This is a genomic window from Pantoea sp. SGAir0430, from assembly GCF_043549295.1.
In genome coordinates, this window is the sequence record NZ_CP039427.1 from 824,518 (window position 1) to 849,117 (window position 24,600).

At 57.4% G+C, this 24,600-nt stretch carries 23 protein-coding genes; 12 read left to right on the plus strand and 11 right to left on the minus strand.

All coding sequences use genetic code 11. The features are described from left to right. Positions 1-23 precede the first annotated feature (23 nt). Entirely contained in the window at positions 24-986 is a 963-nt protein-coding gene (manX, locus tag E7738_RS04005; protein ID WP_394516123.1) for a PTS mannose transporter subunit IIAB, read from the minus strand. A 510-nt stretch (positions 987-1,496) separates the two neighbouring features. Between manX and E7738_RS04010 the strand changes: the two genes are divergently transcribed. Further along, positions 1,497-3,065 (plus strand): TerC family protein, encoded by a 1,569-nt coding sequence (locus E7738_RS04010; RefSeq protein WP_021510030.1) that lies wholly within the window; start codon positions 1,497-1,499, stop codon positions 3,063-3,065. 12 nt (positions 3,066-3,077) lie between these two features. On the opposite strand, the gene E7738_RS04015 is transcribed toward E7738_RS04010, so the two are convergent. The 4 genes from E7738_RS04015 to pabB form a co-directional block, all read right to left on the minus strand. Continuing rightward, entirely contained in the window at positions 3,078-4,640 is a 1,563-nt protein-coding gene (locus E7738_RS04015) for an EAL domain-containing protein (RefSeq protein ID WP_021510031.1), read from the minus strand. A 234-nt stretch (positions 4,641-4,874) separates the two neighbouring features. Beyond that, entirely contained in the window at positions 4,875-6,239 is a 1,365-nt protein-coding gene (sdaA, locus tag E7738_RS04020) for an L-serine ammonia-lyase (RefSeq protein WP_394516124.1), read from the minus strand. 190 nt (positions 6,240-6,429) lie between these two features. Next, on the minus strand, positions 6,430-6,999 hold the full coding sequence (locus tag E7738_RS04025; protein WP_394516125.1) for a CoA pyrophosphatase: 570 nt from the start codon (positions 6,997-6,999) through the stop codon (positions 6,430-6,432). Between the two features lies 1 nt (position 7,000). Further along, a complete protein-coding gene (gene pabB, locus E7738_RS04030; protein WP_394516126.1) occupies positions 7,001-8,353 on the minus strand; it encodes an aminodeoxychorismate synthase component 1 in 1,353 nt (450 codons plus the stop codon). A gap of 115 nt (positions 8,354-8,468) precedes the next feature. Here pabB and E7738_RS04035 point away from each other — a divergent pair, with 115 nt between their 5' ends. Further along, positions 8,469-8,654 carry a YoaH family protein gene (locus E7738_RS04035; RefSeq protein WP_021510035.1) on the plus strand — a complete coding sequence of 62 codons (186 nt, stop codon included), beginning with the start codon at positions 8,469-8,471 and terminating at the stop codon, positions 8,652-8,654. A gap of 13 nt (positions 8,655-8,667) precedes the next feature. Here the strand turns inward: E7738_RS04035 and E7738_RS04040 are convergent, their stop codons facing one another. Next, complete coding sequence (locus E7738_RS04040) at positions 8,668-9,012, minus strand: RidA family protein (RefSeq protein ID WP_021510036.1); 345 nt, start codon at positions 9,010-9,012, stop codon at positions 8,668-8,670. 125 nt (positions 9,013-9,137) lie between these two features. Between E7738_RS04040 and E7738_RS04045 the strand changes: the two genes are divergently transcribed. The 5 genes from E7738_RS04045 (at position 9,138) to rnd (ending at position 15,565) form a co-directional block, all read left to right on the plus strand. After that, complete coding sequence (locus tag E7738_RS04045) at positions 9,138-11,048, plus strand: ATP-dependent DNA helicase (RefSeq protein WP_211724388.1); 1,911 nt, start codon at positions 9,138-9,140, stop codon at positions 11,046-11,048. Between the two features lie 52 nt (positions 11,049-11,100). Next, positions 11,101-11,802: a tRNA (adenosine(37)-N6)-threonylcarbamoyltransferase complex dimerization subunit type 1 TsaB gene (gene tsaB, locus E7738_RS04050; RefSeq protein WP_021510038.1), complete on the plus strand. Its 702-nt coding sequence runs from the start codon at positions 11,101-11,103 to the stop codon at positions 11,800-11,802. Between the two features lie 60 nt (positions 11,803-11,862). Next, positions 11,863-12,456, plus strand: coding sequence for a Slp family lipoprotein (locus E7738_RS04055; protein WP_010616392.1), 594 nt, complete (start codon positions 11,863-11,865; stop codon positions 12,454-12,456). Between the two features lie 208 nt (positions 12,457-12,664). Beyond that, entirely contained in the window at positions 12,665-14,338 is a 1,674-nt protein-coding gene (fadD, locus tag E7738_RS04060) for a long-chain-fatty-acid--CoA ligase FadD (RefSeq protein ID WP_241798699.1), read from the plus strand. Positions 14,339-14,443: 105 nt separating this feature from the next. Then, a complete protein-coding gene (rnd, locus tag E7738_RS04065) occupies positions 14,444-15,565 on the plus strand; it encodes a ribonuclease D (protein WP_059009717.1) in 1,122 nt (373 codons plus the stop codon). 55 nt (positions 15,566-15,620) lie between these two features. On the opposite strand, the gene minE is transcribed toward rnd, so the two are convergent. Genes minE through minC form a run of 3 tightly spaced genes read right to left on the minus strand, consistent with a single transcriptional unit; the run spans position 15,621 to position 17,447 of the window. Beyond that, positions 15,621-15,890 carry a cell division topological specificity factor MinE gene (gene minE, locus E7738_RS04070; protein WP_010616394.1) on the minus strand — a complete coding sequence of 90 codons (270 nt, stop codon included), beginning with the start codon at positions 15,888-15,890 and terminating at the stop codon, positions 15,621-15,623. Between the two features lie 3 nt (positions 15,891-15,893). Beyond that, positions 15,894-16,706 (minus strand): septum site-determining protein MinD, encoded by an 813-nt coding sequence (gene minD / locus E7738_RS04075; RefSeq protein WP_021510042.1) that lies wholly within the window; start codon positions 16,704-16,706, stop codon positions 15,894-15,896. A 33-nt stretch (positions 16,707-16,739) separates the two neighbouring features. Further along, positions 16,740-17,447, minus strand: coding sequence for a septum site-determining protein MinC (gene minC / locus E7738_RS04080; RefSeq protein WP_241798700.1), 708 nt, complete (start codon positions 17,445-17,447; stop codon positions 16,740-16,742). Positions 17,448-17,600: 153 nt separating this feature from the next. Between minC and E7738_RS04085 the strand changes: the two genes are divergently transcribed. The 3 genes from E7738_RS04085 (at position 17,601) to E7738_RS04095 (ending at position 19,318) form a co-directional block, all read left to right on the plus strand. Further along, positions 17,601-17,876 carry a YcgL domain-containing protein gene (locus tag E7738_RS04085; protein WP_021510044.1) on the plus strand — a complete coding sequence of 92 codons (276 nt, stop codon included), beginning with the start codon at positions 17,601-17,603 and terminating at the stop codon, positions 17,874-17,876. A 270-nt stretch (positions 17,877-18,146) separates the two neighbouring features. Continuing rightward, positions 18,147-18,806 carry a fumarylacetoacetate hydrolase family protein gene (locus E7738_RS04090; protein WP_021510045.1) on the plus strand — a complete coding sequence of 220 codons (660 nt, stop codon included), beginning with the start codon at positions 18,147-18,149 and terminating at the stop codon, positions 18,804-18,806. A gap of 65 nt (positions 18,807-18,871) precedes the next feature. Beyond that, a complete protein-coding gene (locus E7738_RS04095) occupies positions 18,872-19,318 on the plus strand; it encodes a YcgN family cysteine cluster protein (protein WP_021510046.1) in 447 nt (148 codons plus the stop codon). Between the two features lie 57 nt (positions 19,319-19,375). Here the strand turns inward: E7738_RS04095 and dsbB are convergent, their stop codons facing one another. Further along, positions 19,376-19,906, minus strand: coding sequence for a disulfide bond formation protein DsbB (dsbB, locus tag E7738_RS04100; RefSeq protein ID WP_325923765.1), 531 nt, complete (start codon positions 19,904-19,906; stop codon positions 19,376-19,378). A 309-nt stretch (positions 19,907-20,215) separates the two neighbouring features. Between dsbB and fadR the strand changes: the two genes are divergently transcribed. Continuing rightward, the gene (fadR, locus tag E7738_RS04105) at positions 20,216-20,935 is read left to right on the plus strand and encodes a fatty acid metabolism transcriptional regulator FadR (protein ID WP_058757728.1); all 720 of its coding nucleotides are present in this window, start codon (positions 20,216-20,218) and stop codon (positions 20,933-20,935) included. A 324-nt stretch (positions 20,936-21,259) separates the two neighbouring features. Here fadR and E7738_RS04110 read toward each other — a convergent pair whose 3' ends face one another. Further along, on the minus strand, positions 21,260-22,795 hold the full coding sequence (locus E7738_RS04110) for a SpoVR family protein (protein WP_058781821.1): 1,536 nt from the start codon (positions 22,793-22,795) through the stop codon (positions 21,260-21,262). 499 nt (positions 22,796-23,294) lie between these two features. Here E7738_RS04110 and E7738_RS04115 point away from each other — a divergent pair, with 499 nt between their 5' ends. Continuing rightward, a complete protein-coding gene (locus E7738_RS04115) occupies positions 23,295-24,596 on the plus strand; it encodes a D-amino acid dehydrogenase (RefSeq protein ID WP_394516127.1) in 1,302 nt (433 codons plus the stop codon). The last annotated feature ends 4 nt before the right edge of the window (positions 24,597-24,600 follow it).

Consider the following 24,600-nt stretch of genomic DNA (forward strand, 5'->3'; position numbering starts at 1 on the left):
CCACGCGCGCAGGCACAGGCGAATCAGGCATTGACCTTCGCAATCAGGTCCATCATTTTCAGTTTCGGGTCGTTGGAGACTTTACGCACTTCCAGTTCGATACCGCGCTCATTCAGCTTGCGGAAGGCAGCGATGTCCTTCTCATCCACCGACACCGCGTTATTAACCTGCGTTTTCCCCTGACGGAAGGCCATGCCGCCGATATTCACCGACTTGATATCCACGCCTTGCTCCACCACGCGCTCAACATCGGTCGGATTGGTAAACAGCAGCATAACGCGATCGGAACCGTACTTCGGGTTGTTCCACACGCGGATCATCTTGGCGATATCCACCACGTGGGCGGTCACGCCCGGCGGCGCCACCTGAGTCAGCAGGGTTTTGCGTACGTGATCGTTGGCCACTTCATCACTGACGACGATGATGCGCGTCACGTTGGTCTCTTTGGTCCAGCGCGTGGCCACCTGGCCGTGGATCAGACGGTCATCGATACGGGCCAGGCCAATTTTCATGTGCTCGCCCGGCGCCAGCTGTTTCTGCGGCTGGGCAGGGGCTTTCGGGGCCGGTGCGGCCGCGGCCGGCGCGGCGGATTCGGTTTTGAGCGCTTTCACCCCCTCGCGGCCGGCCTCGACGGCGATGTGGATCAGCTCTTCCAGCGATGGATCGTCATCGCGGCCCATCAGGGTTTCCACCAGCATGGGAATGTTGACCCCGGCAATAACGTCATAGTCCGGTTTGTCCACCACGATGCGGCTGGCGGCGTTAAACGGGCTGCCGCCCCAGGTGTCCACCAGAAACAGCACGCCCTTCGACGTGTCGAGTCTGGCGAGCTGCGCCTGATATTTTTCGATTAGCGTTTCTGCATTCTCGCCGGGCACGAAATCAATCCATCCGACATTTTCCTGCTCGCCCAACAGCATTTCTGCTGTTTTAAGCAGCTGTTCTGCCGCCCAGCCATGTGTACCAATTACAAGCGCAATGGTCACTTGCTACCTCCGTTCGCATGAGAGTTCCCGACCATGGCCGGGAATCATTGAGAATTACCGTTGTTATTTTCTGTGGATCGCCCGGGACTAAATTGAAGAAAGTCATCAGGAAAAGGCCCAAAACATTCCGCGATACAGCAGTAAGGTCGCGATTTATTTTAGTGAGCGAAAAAATAAAATATGTGACGTTGCTCTGCTATTCAGAGCGTACCGGCGGCAACGGGCATTTTTATGGCAGTTTCTTGCGCTGGCGCAGTTATTTGTAAATGTAAGAAAATTTTTTGACGTTGTTGATGTAACTGATACATTAGCTTTCTGTTTATTACTCAGGAGTACCGGGCTTTAGCTCACCTATATGGACCGTCACCGACGTCGCTTCACTTGTTCCCCGCGCTGCTCAGCGCGCACCCTGACACCTGCCGGTGTTGCCTCATCCGTTAACGCTCTCTCGTCTCGCCTTCCGGCGCAGGCTCAGTCGCGTTCGCCCTTACGTTTAGCAAGGAGTCATTGATGGAATTTCTCTTCGACCCCTCAATCTGGGCGGGTTTACTGACGCTGATCGTGCTGGAGATTGTGCTCGGCATCGACAACCTGGTGTTTATCGCCATTCTTGCCGACAAGCTGCCACCGAAACAGCGTGATAAAGCGCGCCTGATTGGTCTGTCGCTGGCGCTGGTGATGCGCCTCGGCCTGCTGTCGCTGATCTCCTGGATGGTGACGCTAACGCGACCCCTATTCAGCGTAGGCGATTTCAGCTTTTCCGGACGAGATTTAATTCTGTTGATTGGTGGTTTGTTCCTGTTGTTTAAGGCCACCATGGAACTGCACGAGCGGCTGGAAAACCGTGGCATGGAGCATCAGGGCAATAAAGCCTATGCCAGCTTCTGGGCGGTCGTGACGCAGATTGTGGTGCTGGACGCGGTGTTTTCCCTGGATGCGGTGATTACCGCCGTCGGTATGGTGAACCATCTGCCGGTGATGATGACGGCGGTGGTGATTGCCATGGGCGTGATGCTGCTGGCCTCAAAACCGCTGACCCGCTTCGTCAACGCGCACCCAACGGTGGTGGTGCTGTGTCTGAGCTTCCTGCTGATGATCGGTCTGTCGCTGGTGGCGGAAGGCTTTGGTTTCCATATTCCGAAAGGCTATCTGTACGCGGCAATTGGCTTCTCGATTCTGATCGAGCTGTTTAACCAGATTGCGCGCCGGAACTTTATCCGTCATCAGGCGCACCGTCCGATGCGTGAACGTACCGCCGAAGCGATTCTGCGTCTGATGGGCGGGCGCCAGCGTAACCAGCCGGCGCATACTGAAGAAGCGTCGCTGACCGAAGCGATGCCGCAGGAAGCGTTTAAAGACGAAGAGCGTTACATGATTAACGGCGTGCTGACGCTGTCACAGCGTTCGATTCGCAGCATCATGACGCCGCGCGGCGATATCTCGTGGGTCGACGTCTCGCGTCCGCTGGATGAGATCCGCATTCAGCTGCTGGATACGCCTCACAGTCTGTTCCCGGTGTGTCGTGGCGAACTGGATGAGATCATCGGCGTGGTGCGCGCCAAAGAGCTGTTGGTGGCGCTGGAGCACGGTATGGATGTCGCGACCTTCGCGGCCAACACGCCGCCGATTGTGGTACCGGAAACGCTGGATCCGATCAACCTGCTGGGCGTATTGCGTCGTGCTAAAGGGAGCTTCGTCATCGTTACCAACGAATTTGGTGTGGTACAGGGCCTGATTACGCCGCTGGACGTGCTGGAAGCGATTGCCGGTGAGTTCCCGGACGAAGACGAAACGCCGGATGTGGTGGCGGATGGCGACGGCTGGCTGGTGAAGGGCGGTACCGATCTGCACTCGCTGCAGCAGTTGCTCGACCACCATGAGCTGGTCGATCCGGATGAAGATCACGCGTCGCTCGCCGGCCTGCTGATTGAGCAGAAGGGACAGCTGCCGCTGCCGGGCGAGATTATCGATTTGCCACCGCTGCACTTCCAGATTATCGAAGCCACGGATTACCGTATCGATCTGGTGCGCGTCACCAAAGACAAGCCGCACCACGACGAGGAAGAGGGCGACGCCTGATGTCGTCCGGCATCAGGCGCCCAGCTGCGCCTGATGCTGCGCCAGCCATTGCGGGAAGTCCTCAATCGGCATCGGGCGCGCATAGTAGTAACCCTGCAGATGATCCACGCCGCGCTCGCGCAGATAATGCGCCTGCTCGGCGGTTTCTACGCCCTCCGCGACCAGCGCGATATTCAGCCGCTGCGCCAGTGAAATCACCATATCCGTCACCGTGGCGTTGATCGCGTCAGTGCCAATCGCGGCGGTAAAGATTTTATCGATTTTCAGTACGTCCGGCTTCAGGTCTTTCAGATAGGCCAGCGAACTGTGGCCGGTACCGAAATCGTCAATCGCCAGCCGCACGCCAATTTCATGCAGCTGCGCCACGACCGTCTGGTCGATGACCGGCAGCGCATCGCGCTCGGTCAGCTCCACCACCAGTTTCGGCAGGGGATTGGCGGGCCACCAGTAGCGCTGTAAATCCTCAACAATCAGGCGGTCGCGGAAGTGGCTGGCCGCGACGTTAATCGCGATATGAAATGCCGGGCACTGTGGCAGATTAGGCAACTCCGCGACGACTCTGGCAATCACAAAGCGCGTCAGCGGTGCAATCAGATTCTGGCGTTCGGCCAGCGGAATAAATACGTCCGGGGCAATCCAGCCCTGACGCGGATTGTGCCAGCGCAGCAGCAGCTCGATACCATCGCAGTCGCCGCTGCGGGCATTGATCAGCGGCTGGCAGTAAACCATAAATTCGTTAGCGGTGATGCCATAGCTGATTTGCCAGCTCAGACTCATGCGATTGGCGGTGGCCAGCCAGACGATATAGCCCAGCAGCAGGCTCAGCAGTACCGCCAGCGGCAGCTGAGACGGCAGCGTGTTGAGCGCCAGCCGCGCCGGAGAGGGACCGTACAGCGTAATGCTGTAGGGATAACGCAGCGAGGCCTGATCGTACGCCACTTCGTCATCGGACGGCACGGTATGCTCGATCAGCGGATTACCGTACTCGAGGCTCTGTCCGCCTACGTTGAAGATCGCGCGTTCCACCCACGGCAGCTGCGGCTCCAGCAGATAGTTGGTCATCAGCTCAATGTTGATGATCTGCAGCAGGCCGTCCTGGTTATCCAGCGACTTTGGCGTCCACAGCAGCAGCACCGGCGAACCTTTTAGCAGGTAGTCGTCGGTGGACAGCATCATGCGCTGGTTGTTGATCGCCAGCTCGGGATAGGTCTGGCTGAACGAGATGTGGCGCGGGCCATAAATACTCGAACAGTAGATGGTATCGTCCTGCACCAGCAGCACGGTGCGCACGGTTTGCAGCGCGGCGATCTTCTCAATCAGCGGATAGCGCACCTGCGTGCAGGGCACGCCCACCAGCCCCAGCGTGTTGTTGGCGGAGACGTCCAGCGGCGAAAACATGCGGTCAAAGCGCTCAATCGCGCGGGTGGCAAAGTCAAGGGACTGCTGCTCAATGCGTGACTTCTCTTCGATGTAGCGAAAAGTCAGCGTAAGAATGAGAACCAGCGACGCGATCACCAACGCAATAAGCAGGCGCTTACGGCGAAATTGACCCACAAATTGCTGGGGAAGGAGCATCAGTAACCACCTTGCTAAGACAAAGAATGAGGCCAAATTAACGTAAAGGTTATCGGCATGGCGGCGGCCAAATTTAGCGCGGCTGGAGAAAAAAAGCGGCACTAAAAAATCGCGCGACCATTAGAGGTCGCGCGCAAAAATAATGTATCTGGTTTGATAACGCGGAGGTAGAGGCCATTGCAGAAATAATGGCCGATCGCTGCAATTGTCAGCAGCGAAACGCGACTTTGCCGGTCAGTCGCACTGCACCTTGATCGCCAGACCGCCGCGCGAGGTCTCACGATATTTAGCATTCATGTCTTTGCCGGTCTCGTACATCGTCTCGATCACCTTATCCAGCGATACGCGCGGCGCGCTGGTGCGGCGCAGCGCCATTCGCGCGGCATTAATCGCCTTGACGGAGGCAATGGCGTTGCGTTCAATGCACGGCACCTGTACCTGACCAGCGACCGGATCGCAGGTCAGTCCGAGGTTGTGTTCCATGCCGATTTCAGCGGCAACACACACCTGCTCCGGGCTGGCTCCCAGTAATTCAGCAAGGCCGGCGGCGGCCATTGAGCAGGCCACGCCCACTTCACCCTGGCAGCCGACTTCGGCACCGGAAATCGAAGCGTTCATTTTATACAACACGCCAATCGCGCCCGAGGCGAGGAAGTAGCGGATAAAGATATCCGGCGTGACCGTTTCGATAAAGTGATCGTAATACGCCAGCACCGCCGGCACGATGCCGCAGGCACCGTTGGTCGGTGCAGTGACCACACGACCACCGGCCGCATTCTCTTCATTCACCGCCAGCGCAAACATATTGACCCAGTCGATGACGTTCATCGGATCGTTAGAATGTTTGGTTGAGGAGACCAGCAGACGTCGCAGCGACGCCGCCCGACGCGGCACGCGCAGCGGGCCCGGCAAAACGCCTTCGGTATTCAGGCCACGATCGATACACGCCTGCATGGTTTGCCAGATGTTGCCAAAATAGGCGTAAATCTCGTCACGGCTGTGCAGCGCCAGTTCGTTTTTCATCACCAGCCCGGAAAGCGACATGCCGGTATCGCGGCAATGACTGAGCAACTCTTTGGCTGAATGGAACGGGTAGGGTACGGCGACCTCATCCAGCACTGACTGACCAAAATGCGCTTCGTCGACAATAAAGCCGCCGCCAATCGAGTAATAGGTTTTGCGCTCAAGCAGACGATCGCCGGCAAACGCGTACAGGGTCATGCCGTTTTCATGCAGCGACAGGTTTTCGCTACGGAAGACCATGCCGCCGTCACGCGGGAAGTCGACCTCGCGCGCGCCCTGTGCCAGCAGCAGGCGCTCACGCGTTTCGACATCTTTGATAAACGCCGGAATGCTGTCGATGTCGACGCTGGCAGGCTCAAAGCCGGCCAGACCCATAATGATGGCAATGTCGGTGTGGTGTCCTTTACCGGTGAGCGACAGTGAGCCGTAGACGTCCACCGCCACGCGCGTCACGTCCTGCAGCTTGCCCTGCTCGATCAGCAGATCAACAAACTGCTTGCCCGCTTTCATCGGGCCAACGGTATGCGAACTGGACGGGCCGATACCCACTTTGAACATGTCAAAAACACTTATCACCGGTGACGCTCCTCACAAATCTTCTTTTCTACGGCGCAGGCCGTTAATGCGGCTAATAGTAATCGCCAGCGGGCAGCAGCGAGCAGCTTTTCGCATGAAATAAACTAATTATAAACCACAGAAATAGTTATCCGTATCCCCGGATGTGAACGGGATCAATTTTTCGGCCAGGGTGAAACGGGACGGGGGATCAGGGCAGGGCGATCTGCTGGCCGAGCGCGCGCAGGATACCGGCGGTCATGCCCCAGATAAAATAATCTTCATACCAAGACAGCCACACCTGGTGCTGGCGATGACCGCGGCGCAGCGTCAGTCCGCTGTAGCGCCCCAGCCGCAGCGCCTCTGCGAGCGGCATGGAAAAGGCGCTTTCAACTTCATCCGGGTTGAGCCGCAGCGGTAAGTGCGGCGGAATGATACCGACCACGGGCGTGACGGCGAAACCGGTACTGCTGGTGACTGGCGGTAACACGCCGACCACCCGCACCTGCTGCGGCGCGATGCCCACTTCTTCCTGCGCTTCACGCAGCGCGGTGGCGATCAGCGAATCGTCAGTGGCATCCATCATGCCGCCGGGGAACGCCACCTGCCCGGCATGTTTGCGCAGCAGCGCGGAGCGGCGGGTCAGCAGCAGTTCGGGCTGGTCGCCATCAATCACCGGTACCAGCACCGCGGCACGGCGTCCGCTGGTCACGCTGTGCGCGGTCGCTAGCGGCGGCTGCAGCACAAAGCGACTGAGAAACTGCGCCAGCGTCAACTCCATATCACGCCTCATCACGCAGACAGGGCAGAATACGGTTGAGCTTGTGCAGCGTCTCCTGATATTCCGCCTCAGCATCGCTGTCAGCCACCAGACCGCCACCCGCCGCGCAGTACAGCTGCTGATTTTCGGCAATCAGCGTGCGGATGGTAATGCTGCTGTCCATACGCCCGCACAGGCTGATGTAGCCGATACTGCCGCACCACGCATTGCGCCGCTGCGGTTCGAGTTCTTCGATGATCTCCATGGCGCGGATCTTGGGCGCGCCGGTAATGGAGCCGCCGGGGAAACAGGCGCGCAGCAAATCGGTAGCGGAGAGCGCGTCCGGCAGCCTGGCCCGCACCGTGCTCACCAGGTGATGCACCGCTGGGAACGGCTCTACTACGAACAGCTCCGGCACGCTGACGCTGCCCGGCTCGGCGACGCGGCCAATATCATTACGCAGCAGGTCCACAATCATCAGGTTTTCCGCCCGATCTTTTTCGGCGCTGGCCAGTTTCTCCGCCTGCAACCGATCGGCCTGCGGATCGGCCAGACGCGGCAGCGTGCCTTTAATCGGCCGGGTTTCAATCTGCTGCTGCTGCAGCGAGAGAAAACGCTCCGGCGACAGGCTCAGCACGGCACTGTGCGGCAGACGAAGGAAGGCGCTGAACGGCGCGCGGTTGGCGCGGTTGAGACGTAAAAACGCCTGCCACTCATCGCCGCGATAGCTGGCCTGGAAACGCTGCGCCAGATTAACCTGGTAGCAATCGCCCGCCTGGATGTAGGCCTGCACCGCCTGGAAACGCGCGGCGTACTGCGCATAGCTCATATTGGCCTGCCAGTCGCTGGTCAGGGCAAAGGGTTTGGGCTGCGGCACCGCCAGCGCCTGTAGCCACTGCCAGCGCTGCTCCGCGTCGTGCAGGGCAATCAGCGTCAGCGTCTGGCGATGATGATCGGCAATCAGCGCCCAGTCATAAATGCCGACCGCCATATCCGGCGTGTGTAAATCCTGCTGCGCCCGCTGCGGCAGCGTTTCGAAACGGCGACCGAGGTCATAACCAAACAGACCCAGCGCGCCGCCCTGAAACGGCAGATTTGCATCAAACGCCGGCCGGATGCCCAGCGCGTCCAGCTGCTGCTGCACCAGCTGCAGCGGATCGGCGTTAGAGTGGCTGATGCCTGTGCCATCGTCGATGACGGTGCTGTCACCGCGCGTCGTCAGGGTCACCCGCGGGTCGGCGGTGAGAATATCGAAACGGTTATCCGCGTGCTCGGCATGACCAGAGGTCAGCAGCATCGCCCAAGGGCGGTGCGCCAGCGTGGAAAAACGGTGTAAAAGTGTATCGGGCGTATACTGTAGCGAGAGGGTTTTCACGTTCGTTTGGCTAAATCAGTTCAGCAGGCAGGCGCGTAGCCTGGCATATTTTTTTGCTGCTGGCACCTGTTTGTTCAGCGTGGAATAATGCGTCCCCCCATTACAGGAGTGCATCATGTTTTCAGGTCTTCCGGCTTTATCGCACGAACAGCAGCAGCAGGCAGTGGAACGTATTCAGGAACTGATGGCCGGCGGCATGTCCAGCGGGCAGGCGATTGCGCAGGTGGCGCAGGAAATTCGCCAGAACCATCAGGGCGAAGCGATTCGGGCGCGCTTCGAAGAGGACGAAGACGACGAATAGCGCCCGGCGAGCGTTATAGCGCGGCGATGATTTTGATTTCCACTTTATAGCGCGGATTCATCAGGCCGGCCTGCACCGTGCAGCGTACCGGCGCATTACCCGGCGAGACCCACGCATCCCAGGCGCGGTTCATCGCGGCAAAGTCCTCTTTGTCTACCAGGAAAAGGGTGGCGTCGAGAATTTTGCTTTTATCCGAACCCACGCGCGTCAGGATGCGGTCAATCACCGCCAGCGCGTTAGCGGTCTGCGCTTCCGCATCGTCATCCAGATTCTCCGGCACGCTGGTGTAATACACGGTCTGGTCATGTACAACCGCTTCGGACATGCGGTGCTCGGCATCAATACGCGTAATGGTCATGCTGTTCTCCTTTATTTTAGCTGCGTTAGCCTGCCATATCCCATGGCCGGCTGTCATCTGTTGTGGTCGCCTGCGGTGAATCCTGACATAATTACAGTAGTTTTAAGAGCAATCGGTGAGGATGTGTGGCAGACGATTTTGCAGCGGATGGCGCGTTAGCGCAGGCGATTCCCGGCTTTAAGCCGCGCGAGGCACAGCGCGAAATGGCGCAGGCAGTGAGCGAAGCGGTGCAGCAGGCGGGCGAGCTGGTGGTCGAGGCCGGCACCGGCACCGGTAAAACTTATGCTTATCTGGCACCGGCGTTGCGGGCGAAGAAAAAAGTCATTGTGTCGACCGGTTCCAAAGCGTTGCAGGATCAGCTCTACAACCGCGATCTGCCGACCATTGCCCGCGCCCTGGCGTTCAGCGGCAAAACTGCGCTGCTGAAAGGGCGCTCCAACTATCTGTGCCTGGAACGGCTGGAGCAGCAAAATCAGACCGGCGGCGATCTCAGCGTGCAGGCGCTCGGCGATCTGATTAACGTGCGCAGCTGGTCATCGGAGACCGTTGATGGCGACGTCAGCAGCTGCGCTGGCGTCGCGGAAGACAGCCCGATCTGGCCTTACGTCACCAGTACCAACGATAACTGCCTCGGCAGCGATTGCCCGCTGTATAAAGATTGCTTCGTGGTGAAGGCGCGCAAAAAAGCGATGGATGCGGATGTGGTGGTGGTGAACCATCACCTGTTTCTCGCCGACCTGGTGGTCAAAGAGGGGGGATTTGGCGAGCTGATTCCGGAAGCCGACGTGATGATCTTCGATGAAGCGCACCAGCTGCCGGATATCGCCAGCCAGTATTTTGGCCAGCAGCTGTCGAGCCGGCAACTGCAGGATCTCGCCAAAGACATTATCCTTGCCTACCGCACCGAGGTGCGCGATGTGCAGCAGCTGCAGAAATCCGCCGACCGGCTGGCGCAGTGCGCACAGGATTTCCGCCTGACGCTGGGCGAGCCCGGTTTTCGCGGTAATCTGCGTGACCTGCTGAGCGACAACAACATCATGCGCATGTTTACGCTGCTGGATGATGCGCTCGAGCTGTGTTACGACGTGATTAAGCTGTCGCTGGGCCGTTCCGCGCTGCTGGACGCCGCCTTCGAGCGTGCCGCGCTGTATCGCACCCGGCTCAAGCGTTTACGTGCGATTGATGAACCGGGCTTCAGCTACTGGTACGAATGCAGCAGCCGGCACTTTACGCTGGCGCTGACGCCGCTGTCGGTTGCGGAGCGCTTCCGCGAAGTGATGGACGGACGCAAAGCGGCGTGGGTATTTACCTCGGCGACGCTGGCGGTCAACGAACAGATGAGCCACTTCGCCAGCCGGCTCGGCGTGGATAATGCCCGCACCCTGATCCTCGAAAGTCCGTTTGATTATGCGCAGCAGGCCTTGCTGTGCGTGCCGCGCAACATGCCGGAACCCAACTATCCTGGCGGTGCGCGTCAGCTGGCACGCATGATGAAACCGCTGATTGAAGCCAACAAAGGGCGCTGTTTCTTCCTGTGCACCTCGCACAAAATGATGCGCGAGCTGGCGGCGGAATTCCGCGCCTCCATGACCTTACCAGTGCTGTTGCAGGGCGAAACCAGCAAAGGGCAGCTGCTCAAACAGTTTCTTGATGCTGGCAACGCACTGCTGGTGGCCACCAGCAGCTTCTGGGAAGGCGTTGACGTGCGCGGTGATGCGCTGTCGCTGGTGATCATCGACAAGCTGCCGTTTACCTCGCCGGAAGATCCGCTGCTGAAGGCGCGCATGGAGGATTGCCGTCTGCGCGGCGGCGATCCATTCAACGATGTGCAGCTGCCGGACGCGGTGATCACCCTCAAGCAGGGCGTGGGCCGTCTGATTCGCGATACCGACGATCGCGGCGTGCTGGTGATTTGTGACCAGCGGCTGGTGTCGCGTCCGTATGGCGGTCTGTTCCTTAATAGCCTGCCGCCGACACCGCGCACCCGCGATTTACAGCGTGCGATTGACTTTGTGCGTCCGCCAGAGCAGCACTAATTTGTGCCCGGCTGTGGTAAGATGCGCGCCATTTTGATTCTCTGAGGTTGTTATGTCCGCCCGAATTTTAGCCCTGGACACCGCGACAGAAGCCTGCTCTGCCGCGCTGCTGAATCAGCAGCAGATCGATGCCCGCTTCGAAATCGCGCCCCGCGATCATACTCAACGTATTCTGCCGCTGGTGCAGGAATTGCTGCAGGCGCAGTCGCTGGCGCTGAGCGCGCTGGACGCGCTGGCGTTTGGCCGCGGGCCCGGCAGTTTTACCGGCGTGCGCATCGGCATTGGCATCGCGCAGGGCCTGGCGCTGGGCGCAAATCTGCCGATGATTGGCGTATCCTCGCTGGCAACCATGGCGCAGGGCGCCTGGCGTTTGACCGGGGCAACGCGCGTGCTGGCGGCGATTGATGCGCGCATGGGTGAAGTCTACTGGGCAGAGTATCAGCGTGATGAGCAGGGCGAGTGGCAGGGCGCTGAGAGCGAAGCCGTACTCAAGCCGGAAGCGGCACAGGCGCGCATCGCGCAGCTGAGCGGCGAGTGGGCCACCGTCGGCACCGGCTGGCAGGCTTATCCGCAGCTGCTGGCTGGCGCGACCGGGGCACAACTGCTGACCACCACGGTCACGCTGCCTGCCGCAGAAGATATGCTGCCGCTGGCGCTCAGCGCCTGGCAGCGCGGCGACAGCGTGGCAGTGGAAAATGCTGAGCCGGTTTATCTGCGCAATGAAGTGGCATGGAAAAAATTGCCGGGACGCTAGGCGCCCACGCAACTTATTTTTGCGCCTTCAGTCTAACGGAGAAATAACAGGAGAAGTGCTATGCCAATTAGTCGTAAAGGGATGTCTGGCGCTCTGTTAGCCTGTGCGCTGTTGCTCAGCGGCTGCGTGTCAGTGCCGGATGCCATTAAAGGGAGTTCTCAGCTTCCACAGCAGGATTTATTACGCGTGATGAATGCGCCGCAGCTGTATGTCGGCCAGGAGTCGCGCTTCGGCGGCAAAGTCGTGAAGGTAACTAACCTCAACGGCCTGACCCGGCTGGAAATTGCCACTCAGCCGCTGGATGACAGCGCGCGACCGCGCCTCGGTGCTGCCTCAATTGGCCGCATTTATGCGGACATTCATGGTTTTGTTGATCCGATCGACGTCAATAATCAGTACGTCACGGTGCTGGGCAACATCAAAGGCACCGAGAAAGGGGAAATTGGCAAAGCCAGTTACAACTTTGTGGTGATTGATGTGCGCGGTTATCAGCGCTGGCATTTGACTCAGCAGGTGATGACGCCGCCGCAGCCGATCGATCCGTGGATTTGGTACGGGCCGACGCGTCGCCATCCCGGCTATTGGGGGCCTAACCCCTACTGGGGCATGAATACCGGCGGTCCGGCGCAGGTCGAGACCATTCTTACCGAATAGCGCTAAACAGGTTTTTTTACGGCCCGGTCGCGGTGCTCGCGAACGGGCCTTTTTATTGGGCGCGCAACCGATGCGCGAAATTTAGTGATGCGCCTCGCAACCTGAAAATGCCGGAACAGGCAAACTGGTACAATCAGTTAAAATATTGTTAACAACACTGATTGCAGAGGCGGCGATGGCTACGCAACAAGAATATCGGGGTGAATCTTTGAACAAGGTTTGGCTGAAACGCTATCCGCCAGATGTACCAGCGGAAATTAACGCAGACCGTTATCCCTCTTTGGTCGATCTTTTCGAACACGCAGCGCAACGTTATGCCGATCAGGTGGCTTTCATTAACATGGGCCAGCCAATGACTTACCGCCAGCTGGAGCAGCAGAGCCGTGCTTTTGCGGCCTGGCTGCAACAGGGATTAGGCTTACAGCAGGGCGATCGCGTCGCGCTGATGATGCCGAATCTGCTGCAGTATCCGGTGGCGCTGTTTGGTGTGCTGCGTGCCGGTATGGTGGTGGTGAATGTTAACCCGTTGTACACGCCGCGCGAGCTGAAGCACCAGCTTAATGACAGCGGTGCCAATGCAATTGTCATTGTCTCCAACTTCGCCCATACGCTGGAAAAAGTGGTCGCGGAAACCCCGGTTAAGCACGTGATGCTGACGCGCATGGGCGATCAGCTGGCGCCGGTAAAAGCCACGCTGGTGAACTTCGTCGTTAAATATGTGAAAAAGCTGGTACCGAAATACCATCTGCCAGGGGCGGTACCGTTCCGTCATGCGCTGCAGCAGGGCGAGCAGATGAGCTATCATCGTCCTGTGATCAATAATCAGGATCTGGCATTTCTGCAGTACACCGGTGGCACTACCGGCGTGGCGAAAGGCGCCATGCTGACCCACGGCAACATGCAGGCTAATCTGGAGCAGACCAAAGCCACCTACGGTAAACTGCTGCGCGCCGGTCAGGAGCAGGTGGTGACCGCGCTGCCGCTTTATCACATCTTTGCCCTGACGGTGAACTGTCTGCTGTTCCTCGACCTGGGCGGCACCAACCTGCTGATTACCAACCCGCGCGATATTCCCGGCTTCGTTAAAGAGCTGAGCAAATTTCCCTTTACCGCCATCACCGGTGTTAATACGTTGTTCAACGCCCTGCTGAACGATGCCAATTTTAACCAGCTGGATTTCTCCACGCTGCGTCTGTCTGCCGGCGGCGGTATGGCGGTGCAGAAAGCGGTGGCCGAGCGCTGGGAGAAACTCACCGGACACTATCTGCTGGAGGGCTACGGACTCACCGAATGCTCACCGCTGGTGTCGGTTAATCCTTATGATATTACCTGCCACACCGGCAGCATCGGTTTGCCGGTTCCGTCCACCGACGTGCGTATTGTCGATGATGAAGATCGCGACGTGCCGCCGGGCGAACCGGGCGAACTGTGCATTCGCGGGCCACAGGTCATGATTGGCTACTGGCAGCGGCCGGATGCCAGCGAGGAAGTGCTGAAAAATGGCTGGCTGCACACCGGTGATATTGTTACCGTGGACGCTGAAGGTTTTATCCGCATCGTCGATCGTAAAAAAGACATGATTCTGGTGTCCGGCTTTAACGTGTATCCTAACGAAATCGAAGATGTGCTGATGCAGCACGCCAAGGTGCGCGAAGCGGCGGCGATTGGCGTGCCGAGCGATCTCTCCGGCGAAGCGGTGAAAGTGTGCATCGTGAAAAAAGATCCATCCCTGACGAAAGAGGAAGTGCTGGATCATTGTCGCCGTCAGCTCACCGGCTATAAAGTGCCGAAGATTATCGAGTTTCGTGATGAGCTGCCGAAGACCAACGTCGGTAAAATTTTACGTCGCGAATTGCGCGACGAGGCGAAGCGCGAAGCGTAGTACTGGCTTCCGCTGAATGCTCAGGTTAACGCCGGCACCGTCCGGCGTTTTTATTGCTTTTAACATGGAGCGCTGTGCGAGGTTTGCCGCAGCGAGAAAGACAACGTGAATTACACCCTGATCGACCATAATGACCAGCTGGCCGCCGTATGCCAGCAGGCCCGTCAGCATCGCGCCGTGGCGCTGGATACCGAATTCGTGCGCACCCGCACGTACTATCCGCAGCTTGGCCTGATCCAGCTCTTCGATGGCGAGCAACTGGTTCTGATCGATCCGTTAACCATCAGCGACTGGGCACCGTTTATTGCGCTGCTGCAGGATCGTCAGCTGACCAAGTTCCTGCACGCCGGCGGGGAAGACCTCGAAGTCTTCCTGCATCGTTTCGGCTGTCTGCCGGAGCCGATGATCGATACGCAGATTCTGGCCGCTTTCGCCGGGCAGCCGCTGTCATGGGGCTTTGCCGCGATGGTCAATCATTTCAACCAGATTGAGCTGGATAAGAGCGAAGCGCGCACCGACTGGCTGGCGCGTCCGCTTACTGAGCGGCAGTGCCAGTACGCTGCGGCCGATGTGGCTTATCTGCTGCCGATCGCCCATCAGCTGGTGGCGCAAACCGAAGCGGCAGGCAACATGGCGGCGGCGCTGAGTGAGTGCGCTACGTTGTGTCAGCGCCGTCTTGACGTGCTGCAGCCGGAAGAGGCGTGGCGCGATATCACCAATGCGTGGCAGCTGCGTCCGCGCCAGCTGGCGGTGCTGCAGCGCCTGGCCGCGTGGCGTCTCAACCTCGCCCGGCAGAAAGACATGGCGGTGAATTTTGTGGTGCGCGAAGAGAACCTGTGGAAAGTCGCGCGCTTTATGCCCGGCAGCCTTGGCGAGCTGGATCATCTTGGACTGAACGGTCACGAAATCCGCTTCCACGGTAAGGCTTTGGTGGCGATGGTGGCAGAGGCGCAGGCGCTGGATGAGGCCGCGTTACCGCCGCCGTTGCCTAATCTGATTGACCACGCGCATTACAAGCAGGCGTTCAAAGCGATTAAAGCACTGGTACAGCAGGTGAGTGAGCAGACCGGTTACAGTCAGGAGCTGTTAGCATCACGGCGCCAGATTAACCAGGTGCTTAGCGTGCACTGGGGACTGAAAAGCGCCACGCGTCCGCCGGAACTGCTGGCAGGCTGGCGGGGTGAGGTGTTGAAAGCCGGTATCGACGAGATTTTACACACGCTGTAAGCGGAACGTTTTCCCCTGCGCAACCACGCAGGGGAAAATCAGGAACCCGCTACAATCATTTAGGAACGTCTTCCGTCTCCGGCAGCGTCACGTTGAGCTCGAGGATAGAGATGTCATCCCCTTTCTGATCCAGCTGCACCGTGACCATGTCCGGGTCAATTTTCACGTATTTACAGATCACTTCCAGGATATCGCGCTTCAGCTGCGGCAGATAGTGGGGCTCACTGTCGCCCCTTCTGCGTTCGGCCACGATAATCTGCAGCCTTTCCTTGGCTATGTTGGCTGTGTTCTTCTTACGGGATAAAAAGAAATCAAGTAATGCCATTGGTTATCCCCCGAACAGGCGTTTCAGGAAACCCTTCTTCTCTTCTTCGATAAAGCGGAAGGGGCGTTCTTCGCCAAGCAGGCGATCTACGGTATCAGCGTAAGCTTTACCGGCGTCAGAGTTTGCATCGAGGATCACGGGCTCACCCTGGTTAGACGCGCGCAGCACCGACTGATCTTCCGGAATCACGCCGACCAGAGGAATGCGCAGGATTTCCAGCACGTCTTCCATGCTCAGCATGTCGCCACGCGTTACGCGTCCCGGGTTATAGCGGGTCAGTAACAGGTGCTCTTTTACCGGCTCTTCGCTGTTTTCAGCGCGGCGCGATTTCGATGAGATGATGCCGAGAATACGGTCTGAGTCACGCACGGAAGAGACTTCCGGGTTGGTGGTAATGATCGCTTCATCTGCGAAGTACAGCGCCATCAGCGCACCGGTTTCGATACCGGCCGGCGAGTCGCAGACGATAAAATCGAAGTCCATTGCCGCCAGGTCGTTCAGCACTTTTTCCACGCCTTCGCGGGTCAGGGCATCTTTATCACGGGTTTGTGAGGCGGGCAGAATGTAAAGCTGCTCGGTGCGCTTGTCGCGAATCAGCGCCTGATTCAGCGTCGCATCGCCCTGAATAACGTTGACAAAGTCATACACCACGCGGCGTTCACAGCCCATGATCAGATCGAGGTTACGCAGACCGATATCGAAATCGATCACCACGGTTTTTTTGCCTTTCTGCGCTAACCCTGTGGCGATGGCCGCGCTTGACGTGGTCTTGCCAACGCCCCCTTTACCCGATGTAACTACAATGATGCGTGCCATAAATGTTGATTTCCTTAACGAAAGAAAAGGGGCCTAATTAAGTGTCTGGATGGTGAGCGCGCCCTCTTTAAGGCACAGGCGCGCAGCTTTACCAAAGAATTCCGCCGGGATCTGGTCCATGATCCAGTATTCGCCGGCAATGGAGACCAACTCTGCTGACAGGTTGGTGCAAAAAATCTGGCAGTCGCGATCGCCGCTGGCACCGGCCAGCGCGCGGCCGCGCATCATGCCGTAAATATGAATGTTGCCGTCAGCCACCAGTTCGGCACCGGCGCTGACGCTGCTGGTGACGATCAAATCGGCGTTGCGCGCGTAAATCTGCTGACCGGAACGCACTGGCATATTGATGATACGCGTTTTGCTGGCCGGTTCGCTGACCGGCGGCGCGACCGCTTCCGGCTCCGGCGCGGGCGCATCAGCGCGTTTGCGGTTCTCTTTACCCTCTGACAGCACCGGCAGGCCAGCGCGGGCAATCATCTTTTTCAGGGCTTCATCTTTACAGCCGCTCACGCCCACAATGCGTAAGCCGGTGGCGCTGACGGCCTGCTGCATCTGCTTCCAGTTGATGTCACCGTTCAGGGCTGACACGTTCAGCACCACCGGCGCGTTGTGCAGAAAAGCCGGGGCCTGGTCGATTTTGTCCTGCAGCGCCTGACGAATCACCTCGGGTTGCGAATGGTGCAGATGAACAACTGACAGGGTAAAACTGCTGCCCTTGAATTCGATTGGCGATTGCGACATCTGTCCTGACTCAGTCCTGTTTTACGACCCTGAAGTAAACGCCGATAAAATCGTCATTAACATCCGCGGGTCAATATTCGAAGTTCTGCAAGCATGTTATAGTTACTGCTATATTCAGGCAAGTGACGCCCTTAGTTAATTCGAGTAAAAAATATGTTTTGTGTGATCTATAGAAGCCCGCAACGTGACCAGACTTATCTGTATGTAGAAAAAAAAGACGATTTTTCGCGCGTCCCGGAAGAATTGCTGCGCGGCTTTGGTAAACCGCAGCTGGCGATGGTGCTGTCGCTCGACCAGCGCGACAGGCTGGCCAACGCTGACATCAATAAAGTGAAGCAGGGTTTAAGCGAACAAGGTTATTATTTGCAGATCCCACCACCGGTTGAAAGTCTGCTCAACATTCATCTTGAACAGGGTAAAAAAGTTTAATTCAGATTCATCTGTAAAAATATATCCTGTAAATATAATCAGTGCTTCGGCATTAATTTAATTGCTCACCTTAACCCATTATTGTGGGCAATAATCGTTGTCTTAAGCGGCGGACCTGATGAACAGGGGAACGGCTTTTGCCGCTTTCCGTCACGTGCGCCGCGATAAACCCGCTAATATAGTGCTCAGCAGCCTGCCACGTTCCGGCGGCTGATGAGACATCTTCGCCAGCGCGGCTGGCACCAAACACAACTCAAGCAGGGGATTAGCATGTATCAGCATCGTAACTGGCAGGGCGCGCTGTTGGATTATCCGGTCAGCAAAGTGGTGTGCGTCGGCAGCAACTATGCAAAGCATATTAAAGAGATGGGCAGCGCCACCCCGAGTGAGCCGGTGGTGTTTATCAAACCGGAAACCGCGGTGTGTGATTTGCGGCAGCCACTGTCGATCCCGGCCAGCTTTGGTGAGGTGCATCATGAAGTGGAGCTGGCGGTGCTGATTGGCGCCACCCTGAAGCAGGCCAGTGAAGAGCACGTGGCAAAAGCGATTGCCGGTTATGGCGTCGCGCTGGATTTGACGCTGCGCGATCTGCAGGCCGGGTTTAAGAAAGCCGGTCAGCCATGGGAGCGCGCCAAGAGTTTCGATAACTCCTGTCCGCTGTCCGGGTTTATCCCGGCGGCTGAATTCAGCGTCGATCCGCAGGATGCCGAACTCAAGCTGGTCATTAACGGCGAGGTGCGTCAGCACGGCACCACGGCAGACATGATCCACAAAATTCTGCCGCTGATTGCTTACATGAGCCAGTACTTCACGCTGCGCGCCGGTGACGTGGTGCTGACCGGTACGCCTGAAGGCGTGGGCCCGCTGCGCTCCGGCGATAAGCTGGAAGTGTCGCTGGCCGGTCACGGTATTAGCACCCGCGTACTGTAATACTTGCATCACCGCACCTGAAGCTTTATAAGGTGCGGTCTTGTTGCTCAACCCGGACCGCTATCATGACCGACCAACCTTTCTGGCAGACCAAACGCCTGGACCAAATGAACGACGCAGAGTGGGAATCGCTGTGCGACGGCTGTGGACAGTGCTGTCTGAATAAGTTGCAGGATGCGGATACCGATGAGATTTACTTCACCAACGTCGCCTGCAATCAGCTCAATATCAAGACCTGTCAGTGCCGCAATTATGAGCGTCGCTTCGAGTACGAAGAAGATTGCATTAAGCTAACGCGCGAGAATCTCACCACCTTTAACTGGCTGCCGCGCACCTGCGCTTACCGGCTGTTAGGGGAGGGCAAAACGCTGCCGGCGTGGCACCCGCTGATTGCCGGGTCGAAGAAAGCGATGCATGCTCAGCGTATTTCGGTGCGATACATCGCGGTGCGCGAGAGTGAAGTGCGCGACTGGGAAGAACACATTATTGACCGGCCGGATCGGAACGGCTGATAACGCAACAGGCAGCCGCGGCTGCCTGTTTTGTCTGAGACTTAGTTTGACTGGGAATCAGCGACCAAACAGATCGCGACGTTTTGCTTTGAACGGTTGCGCAATCAATACCAGAATGCCCACCAGCAGATAAGCGGCAAAAATCACAATCATCCACTGCGGCATGCTCCAGGTCAGGAAAGTCCATCCGCGTTCGGCGCAGTCACCGCTGGCGACAAATACCGCCGGCAGCCATTTATCCAGCGGCAGCCAGCTCGGGAAGCGAGCAGCAAAATCGCAGGTCACAAACGGATTGGGATGCAGCTGAATCATGGTGTGCTCATAAGAGAGGCGTACCCCTTCATAAGCGCTGTAGAGCCAGATGGCGATGGCTGCCCAGCGCAGCGGCGTTTTAGGCGCAATTGCACCCACCAGGCCGGCGCCCATGACGCCAAACAGCGCACAACGCTCATAAATACACATTACGCAGGGTTGCAGTCCCATCACGTGCTGAAAGAACAGCGCAACCAGTTCAAAAAACAGGGCGGTCAGGGCCATTAATAACCAGGCACCGCGTCCGCGTGAGCATTGATTCAAGTATCGCAACATATTGCTTTTCCCGTAGCCGTTAATGCATCGCAGTGTAAACCAAAAGCGTACCCGTGCCAGCCAGGCAGGGGGAAAAAATCATGTATAAAAATGACTTATCCCTGATCCACGCCAAAAAATCGTGGCTTTTAGCACACGGCATCAAAAGCGCCCACGCAAGCGCAGCGTAACCCACGGCTTTTTTCGCTGCGCAGCTGCTGAATTTTGCGCCAGCGCGCGCTTTTAATCCGCTGGCAGGCTATTTCCGCTATGACCCCTCTGGTATGATGAGTGCCATTACGACAAAGAAAGCAATGAGAAATAAATGCTATGGTGATTAAGGCACAGAGCCCTGCAGGATTCGCTGAAGAGTACATAATTGAAAGCATCTGGAACAGCCGTTTTCCGCCGGGATCGATTCTTCCTGCCGAACGTGAGCTTTCTGAACTGATCGGCGTGACCCGCACCACTCTGCGTGAAGTGCTGCAGCGGCTGGCTCGTGATGGCTGGCTGACCATTCAGCATGGTAAACCCACCCGCGTCAATGATTTCTGGGAAACGTCTGGTCTTAATATCCTCGAAACGCTCGCCCGTCTTGACCACGACAGTGTGCCGCAGTTAATTGATAACCTGCTGTCAGTGCGTACCAATATCGCGTCAATCTTTATCAGCCGCGCGCTGCGCCATCATCCGGATAAGGCGCGTGAAGTGCTGGAGAGTGCGCTGAGCGAGGAAGATCAGGCTGAAGCCTATACCGAGCTGGATTACCGCGTGTTTCGCGGCCTGGCCTTTGCTTCCGGCAACCCGATTTACGGCCTGATTCTCAACGGTCTGAAAGGGCTGTACACCCGCGTTGGCCGCCATTACTTCTCAAATCCGGAAGCGCGTGAACTGGCGCGTAACTTTTATCGTCAACTGGCGGATCTGTGTGGCAAACAGCCAACGCAGGATCAGATCGTCGACAGCGTGCGTAACTACGGCCGCCGCAGCGGTGAAATCTGGCACAGCATGCAGAAAAGCATGCCGGATGATTTGAGCAGTAAGCGTTAACAGCGCACAAACGTTTCGCGGGTTCCAGTCCCGGACAGTCAGTATTCGCTGCTGCCGGGCTGCTCCTCGCGCCGCTTACGCGGTACCTTCGGCGTTCACGTTGCGCCTGACGGACCGGCCGGTATCGGTCTTCCTGACCGGCCCGGCCTGATTCCCGCCTCCCCGCGGGAATCTCCTGGCGCAACGTAAAAGCCTCAGCGCTGCGAATAGCCCGCTGCATCAGCGGATACTGACTGTCTGTGAAGTTGGTGCAGGATTATCTGTGAGATTAGGGGCCTACCAGGCAGGAAGATAAATGCTCGTCCCTGAGCATGGAGATTTTGTTTAAAGCGCCGGTCCGCGCGCCGGACAGCGATCCAGCAGCTCCACGCTGCCATCTTCGTTCTGCTGTTCCAGATTGACATCAAAACCCCACAGCCGATGCACATGCTTCAGCACATCGCGACGGCTCTTATCAAGCGGGGCGCGCTGCTGCGGCACATAGCGTAGCGTCAGCGAACGGTCACCGCGCAGGTCAACGTTGTACACCTGAATATTCGGCTCCAGATTGCTCAGATTGTACTGCGCCGACAGCTGCTGACGAATTGCGCGATATCCCGCCTCATCATGAATGGCGGCAATCTCAAGATAATTATTGCGATCGTCGTCCATCACCGTAAACAAACGGAAATCCCGCATCACTTTCGGCGACAGGAACTGGCTGATGAAGCTCTCGTCTTTAAATTCGCGCATGGCGAAATGCAGCGTCTTCAGCCAGTCGGAGCCGGCGATGTCCGGGAACCAGTAGCGATCTTCCTCAGTTGGCGACTGGCAGATGCGCTTGATGTCCTGGAACATGGCAAAGCCCAGCGCATACGGGTTGATACCGTTATACCACTGGCTGTTATACGGCGGCTGATACACCACGTTGGTATGGCTGTGCAGGAATTCCATCATAAAGCGTTCCGACACTTTGCCCTCATCGTACAGGTGATTCAGGATGGTGTAGTGCCAGAAGGTCGCCCAGCCTTCATTCATCACCTGGGTCTGTTTCTGCGGGTAAAAATACTGGCTGACTTTACGCACAATGCGCAGCACTTCACGCTGCCACGACTCCAGCAGTGGCGCGTTCTTTTCCATAAAGTACAGCAGGTTTTCCTGCGGCTCAGAGGGATAGCGCGCCGCCTCGACCTGAGTTAACTCTTTCTCTTTGCGTGGCAGGGTGCGCCACAGCGTATTGACCTGGCTTTGCAGATATTCTTCCCGGCTTTTCTGCCGCGCTTTCTCTTCCTGCAGCGAAATCTTTTGCGGGCGTTTATAGCGATCGACGCCATAGTTCATCAGCGCATGACAGGAGTCCAGCAGCCGCTCGACCTCTTCCACGCCATAACGCTCTTCGCAATCAGAGATGTAGTTACGCGCGAACAGCAGGTAATCGACAATCGAGCTGGCATCGGTCCAGCTGCGGAACAGATAGTTATTTTTGAAGAAAGAGTTGTGGCCATAGCAGGCGTGCGCCATCACCAGCGCCTGCATGGTCATGGTGTTTTCTTCCATCAGGTAAGCGATACAGGGATTCGAGTTAATGACGATCTCGTACGCCAGTCCCTGCTGGCCATGTTTATAGCGCTGCTCTGTTTCGATGAACTTCTTGCCGAACGACCAGTGGGCATAATTGATGGGCATCCCCACGCTGGAGTACGCATCCATCATCTGCTCGGAGGTGATCACTTCGATTTGGTGCGGGTAGGTATCAAGCCCGTAGCTTTTCGCCACGCGGTCGATTTCAGCCAGATACACATCCAGCAGTTCAAAGGTCCAGTCGGGACCGTCACTGAGTCGTTTGCTGCTGCGGGTTGGCTCGTCAAACATTGTCGTCATAGCGCACCTCTGTTTTGCAAGCGGCAGGCAACAGAGTGTCACCTGTCACGATCGTTTAAGGCTTCATCCTGAGAAAGACAGCCCAAAAAAACTGAGCGAACACTTCAATGATAGTCCACTGTCGCTTATCCGATGCGGGAACTCAATCGAATTCTTTTGGTACAAAATCATCATAATAGGCGTGCTTTGGTAGCTAATAAGGTTATGTGTTATCTGAATGATAAATTGCAGCATTAAATCCTGTTTATAAGCGCGCGATATGACTGCGGCGCTTTCTCCTGAAAAAAGTGAGACGCTCTGCCTTTCGCATAATAATTCGCTGGTTAACGCTTTTAAGGCACAAAAAACTCTGATTTTGGCGCGACCGCATGATTTTAGTGTGCAGTTAAGTGAAAAACATGTGAAATGAAAGGGTCGAATGTAATATCAGTTCAGTCATCGGGTTATGCTAAACCCGATGGTGATACCAGTTAATTATGCTTTTCGCGATGAGGGGCTTATGCGCGTAGTCATTCTGGGTAGTGGTGTCGTAGGGGTAGCCAGTGCGTGGTATCTGGCGCAGGCGGGGCATGACGTCACCGTAATCGATCGCCAGCCCGGCGCGGCGCTGGAAACCAGTGCCGGCAATGCCGGGCAAATTTCGCCCGGCTATGCGGCACCCTGGGCGGCGCCCGGTGTACCGCTCAAGGCGTTAAAGTGGATGTTTCAGAAGCATGCGCCGCTGGCAGTGCGACTCGACGGCAGCAAATTCCAGCTGGAGTGGATGTGGAACATGCTACGCAACTGCGACATGCGTCACTACCAGGAAAATAAGGGCCGTATGGTGCGCATCGCCGAATACAGCCGCGACTGCCTGAAGGCACTGCGCAGCAGCACCGGCATCGCCTATGAAGGGCGCCAGGGCGGCACTTTGCAGCTGTTCCGCACGCAGCAACAGTTTGACAGCGCCAGCAAAGACATTGCGGTGCTGCGTGAAGCGGATGTGCCTTATGAGCTGCTGGAAGCGCATCAGCTGCACAGCGTAGAGCCGGCGCTGGCAGGTACCGCGCACAAGCTGACCGGCGGCCTGCGCCTGCCGAATGACGAAACCGGTGACTGCCAGCTGTTTACCCAGCGGCTGGCGGCAATGGCAGCCGCAGCCGGCGTCACTTTCCGTTACGACACGTCAGTGGATCAGCTGTTGCGCGAAGGCAATCGCATCTATGGCGTGAAGTGCGGCGATGAGGTCATCAAAGCCGATGCTTACGTCGTGGCGTTTGGCTCTTACTCCACGGCGCTGCTGAAAGACATCGTGTCGATTCCGGTCTATCCGCTGAAAGGCTATTCCCTCACTATCCCGATCAAAGATCCGCAGGGCGCGCCGGTCTCCACCATCCTGGATGAAACCTATAAAGTGGCGGTGACACGCTTCGATGACCGCATTCGCGTCGGTGGCATGGCCGAAATCGTTGGTTTTAACACCAAACTGTTGCCGGCACGACGTGAAACGCTGGAGATGGTGGTCCGCGATCTCTATCCTGAAGGCGGGTATGTTGAACAGGCTACGTTCTGGACCGGACTGCGCCCGATGACGCCGGATGGCACGCCAATTGTCGGGCGCACGCCGCTGACCAATCTCTGGCTGAACACCGGGCACGGTACGCTGGGCTGGACGATGGCCTGTGGTTCCGGCCAGTTGCTGGCCGATCTGATTTCGGGACGTAAACCGGCCATCGCCGCCGACGACTTGTCGGTGCTGCGTTATCTGCCGGGCTTTGCGGCCCCGGCATCGCCGCTGCGTAATGCCAGCGCGACGCGCTGATACT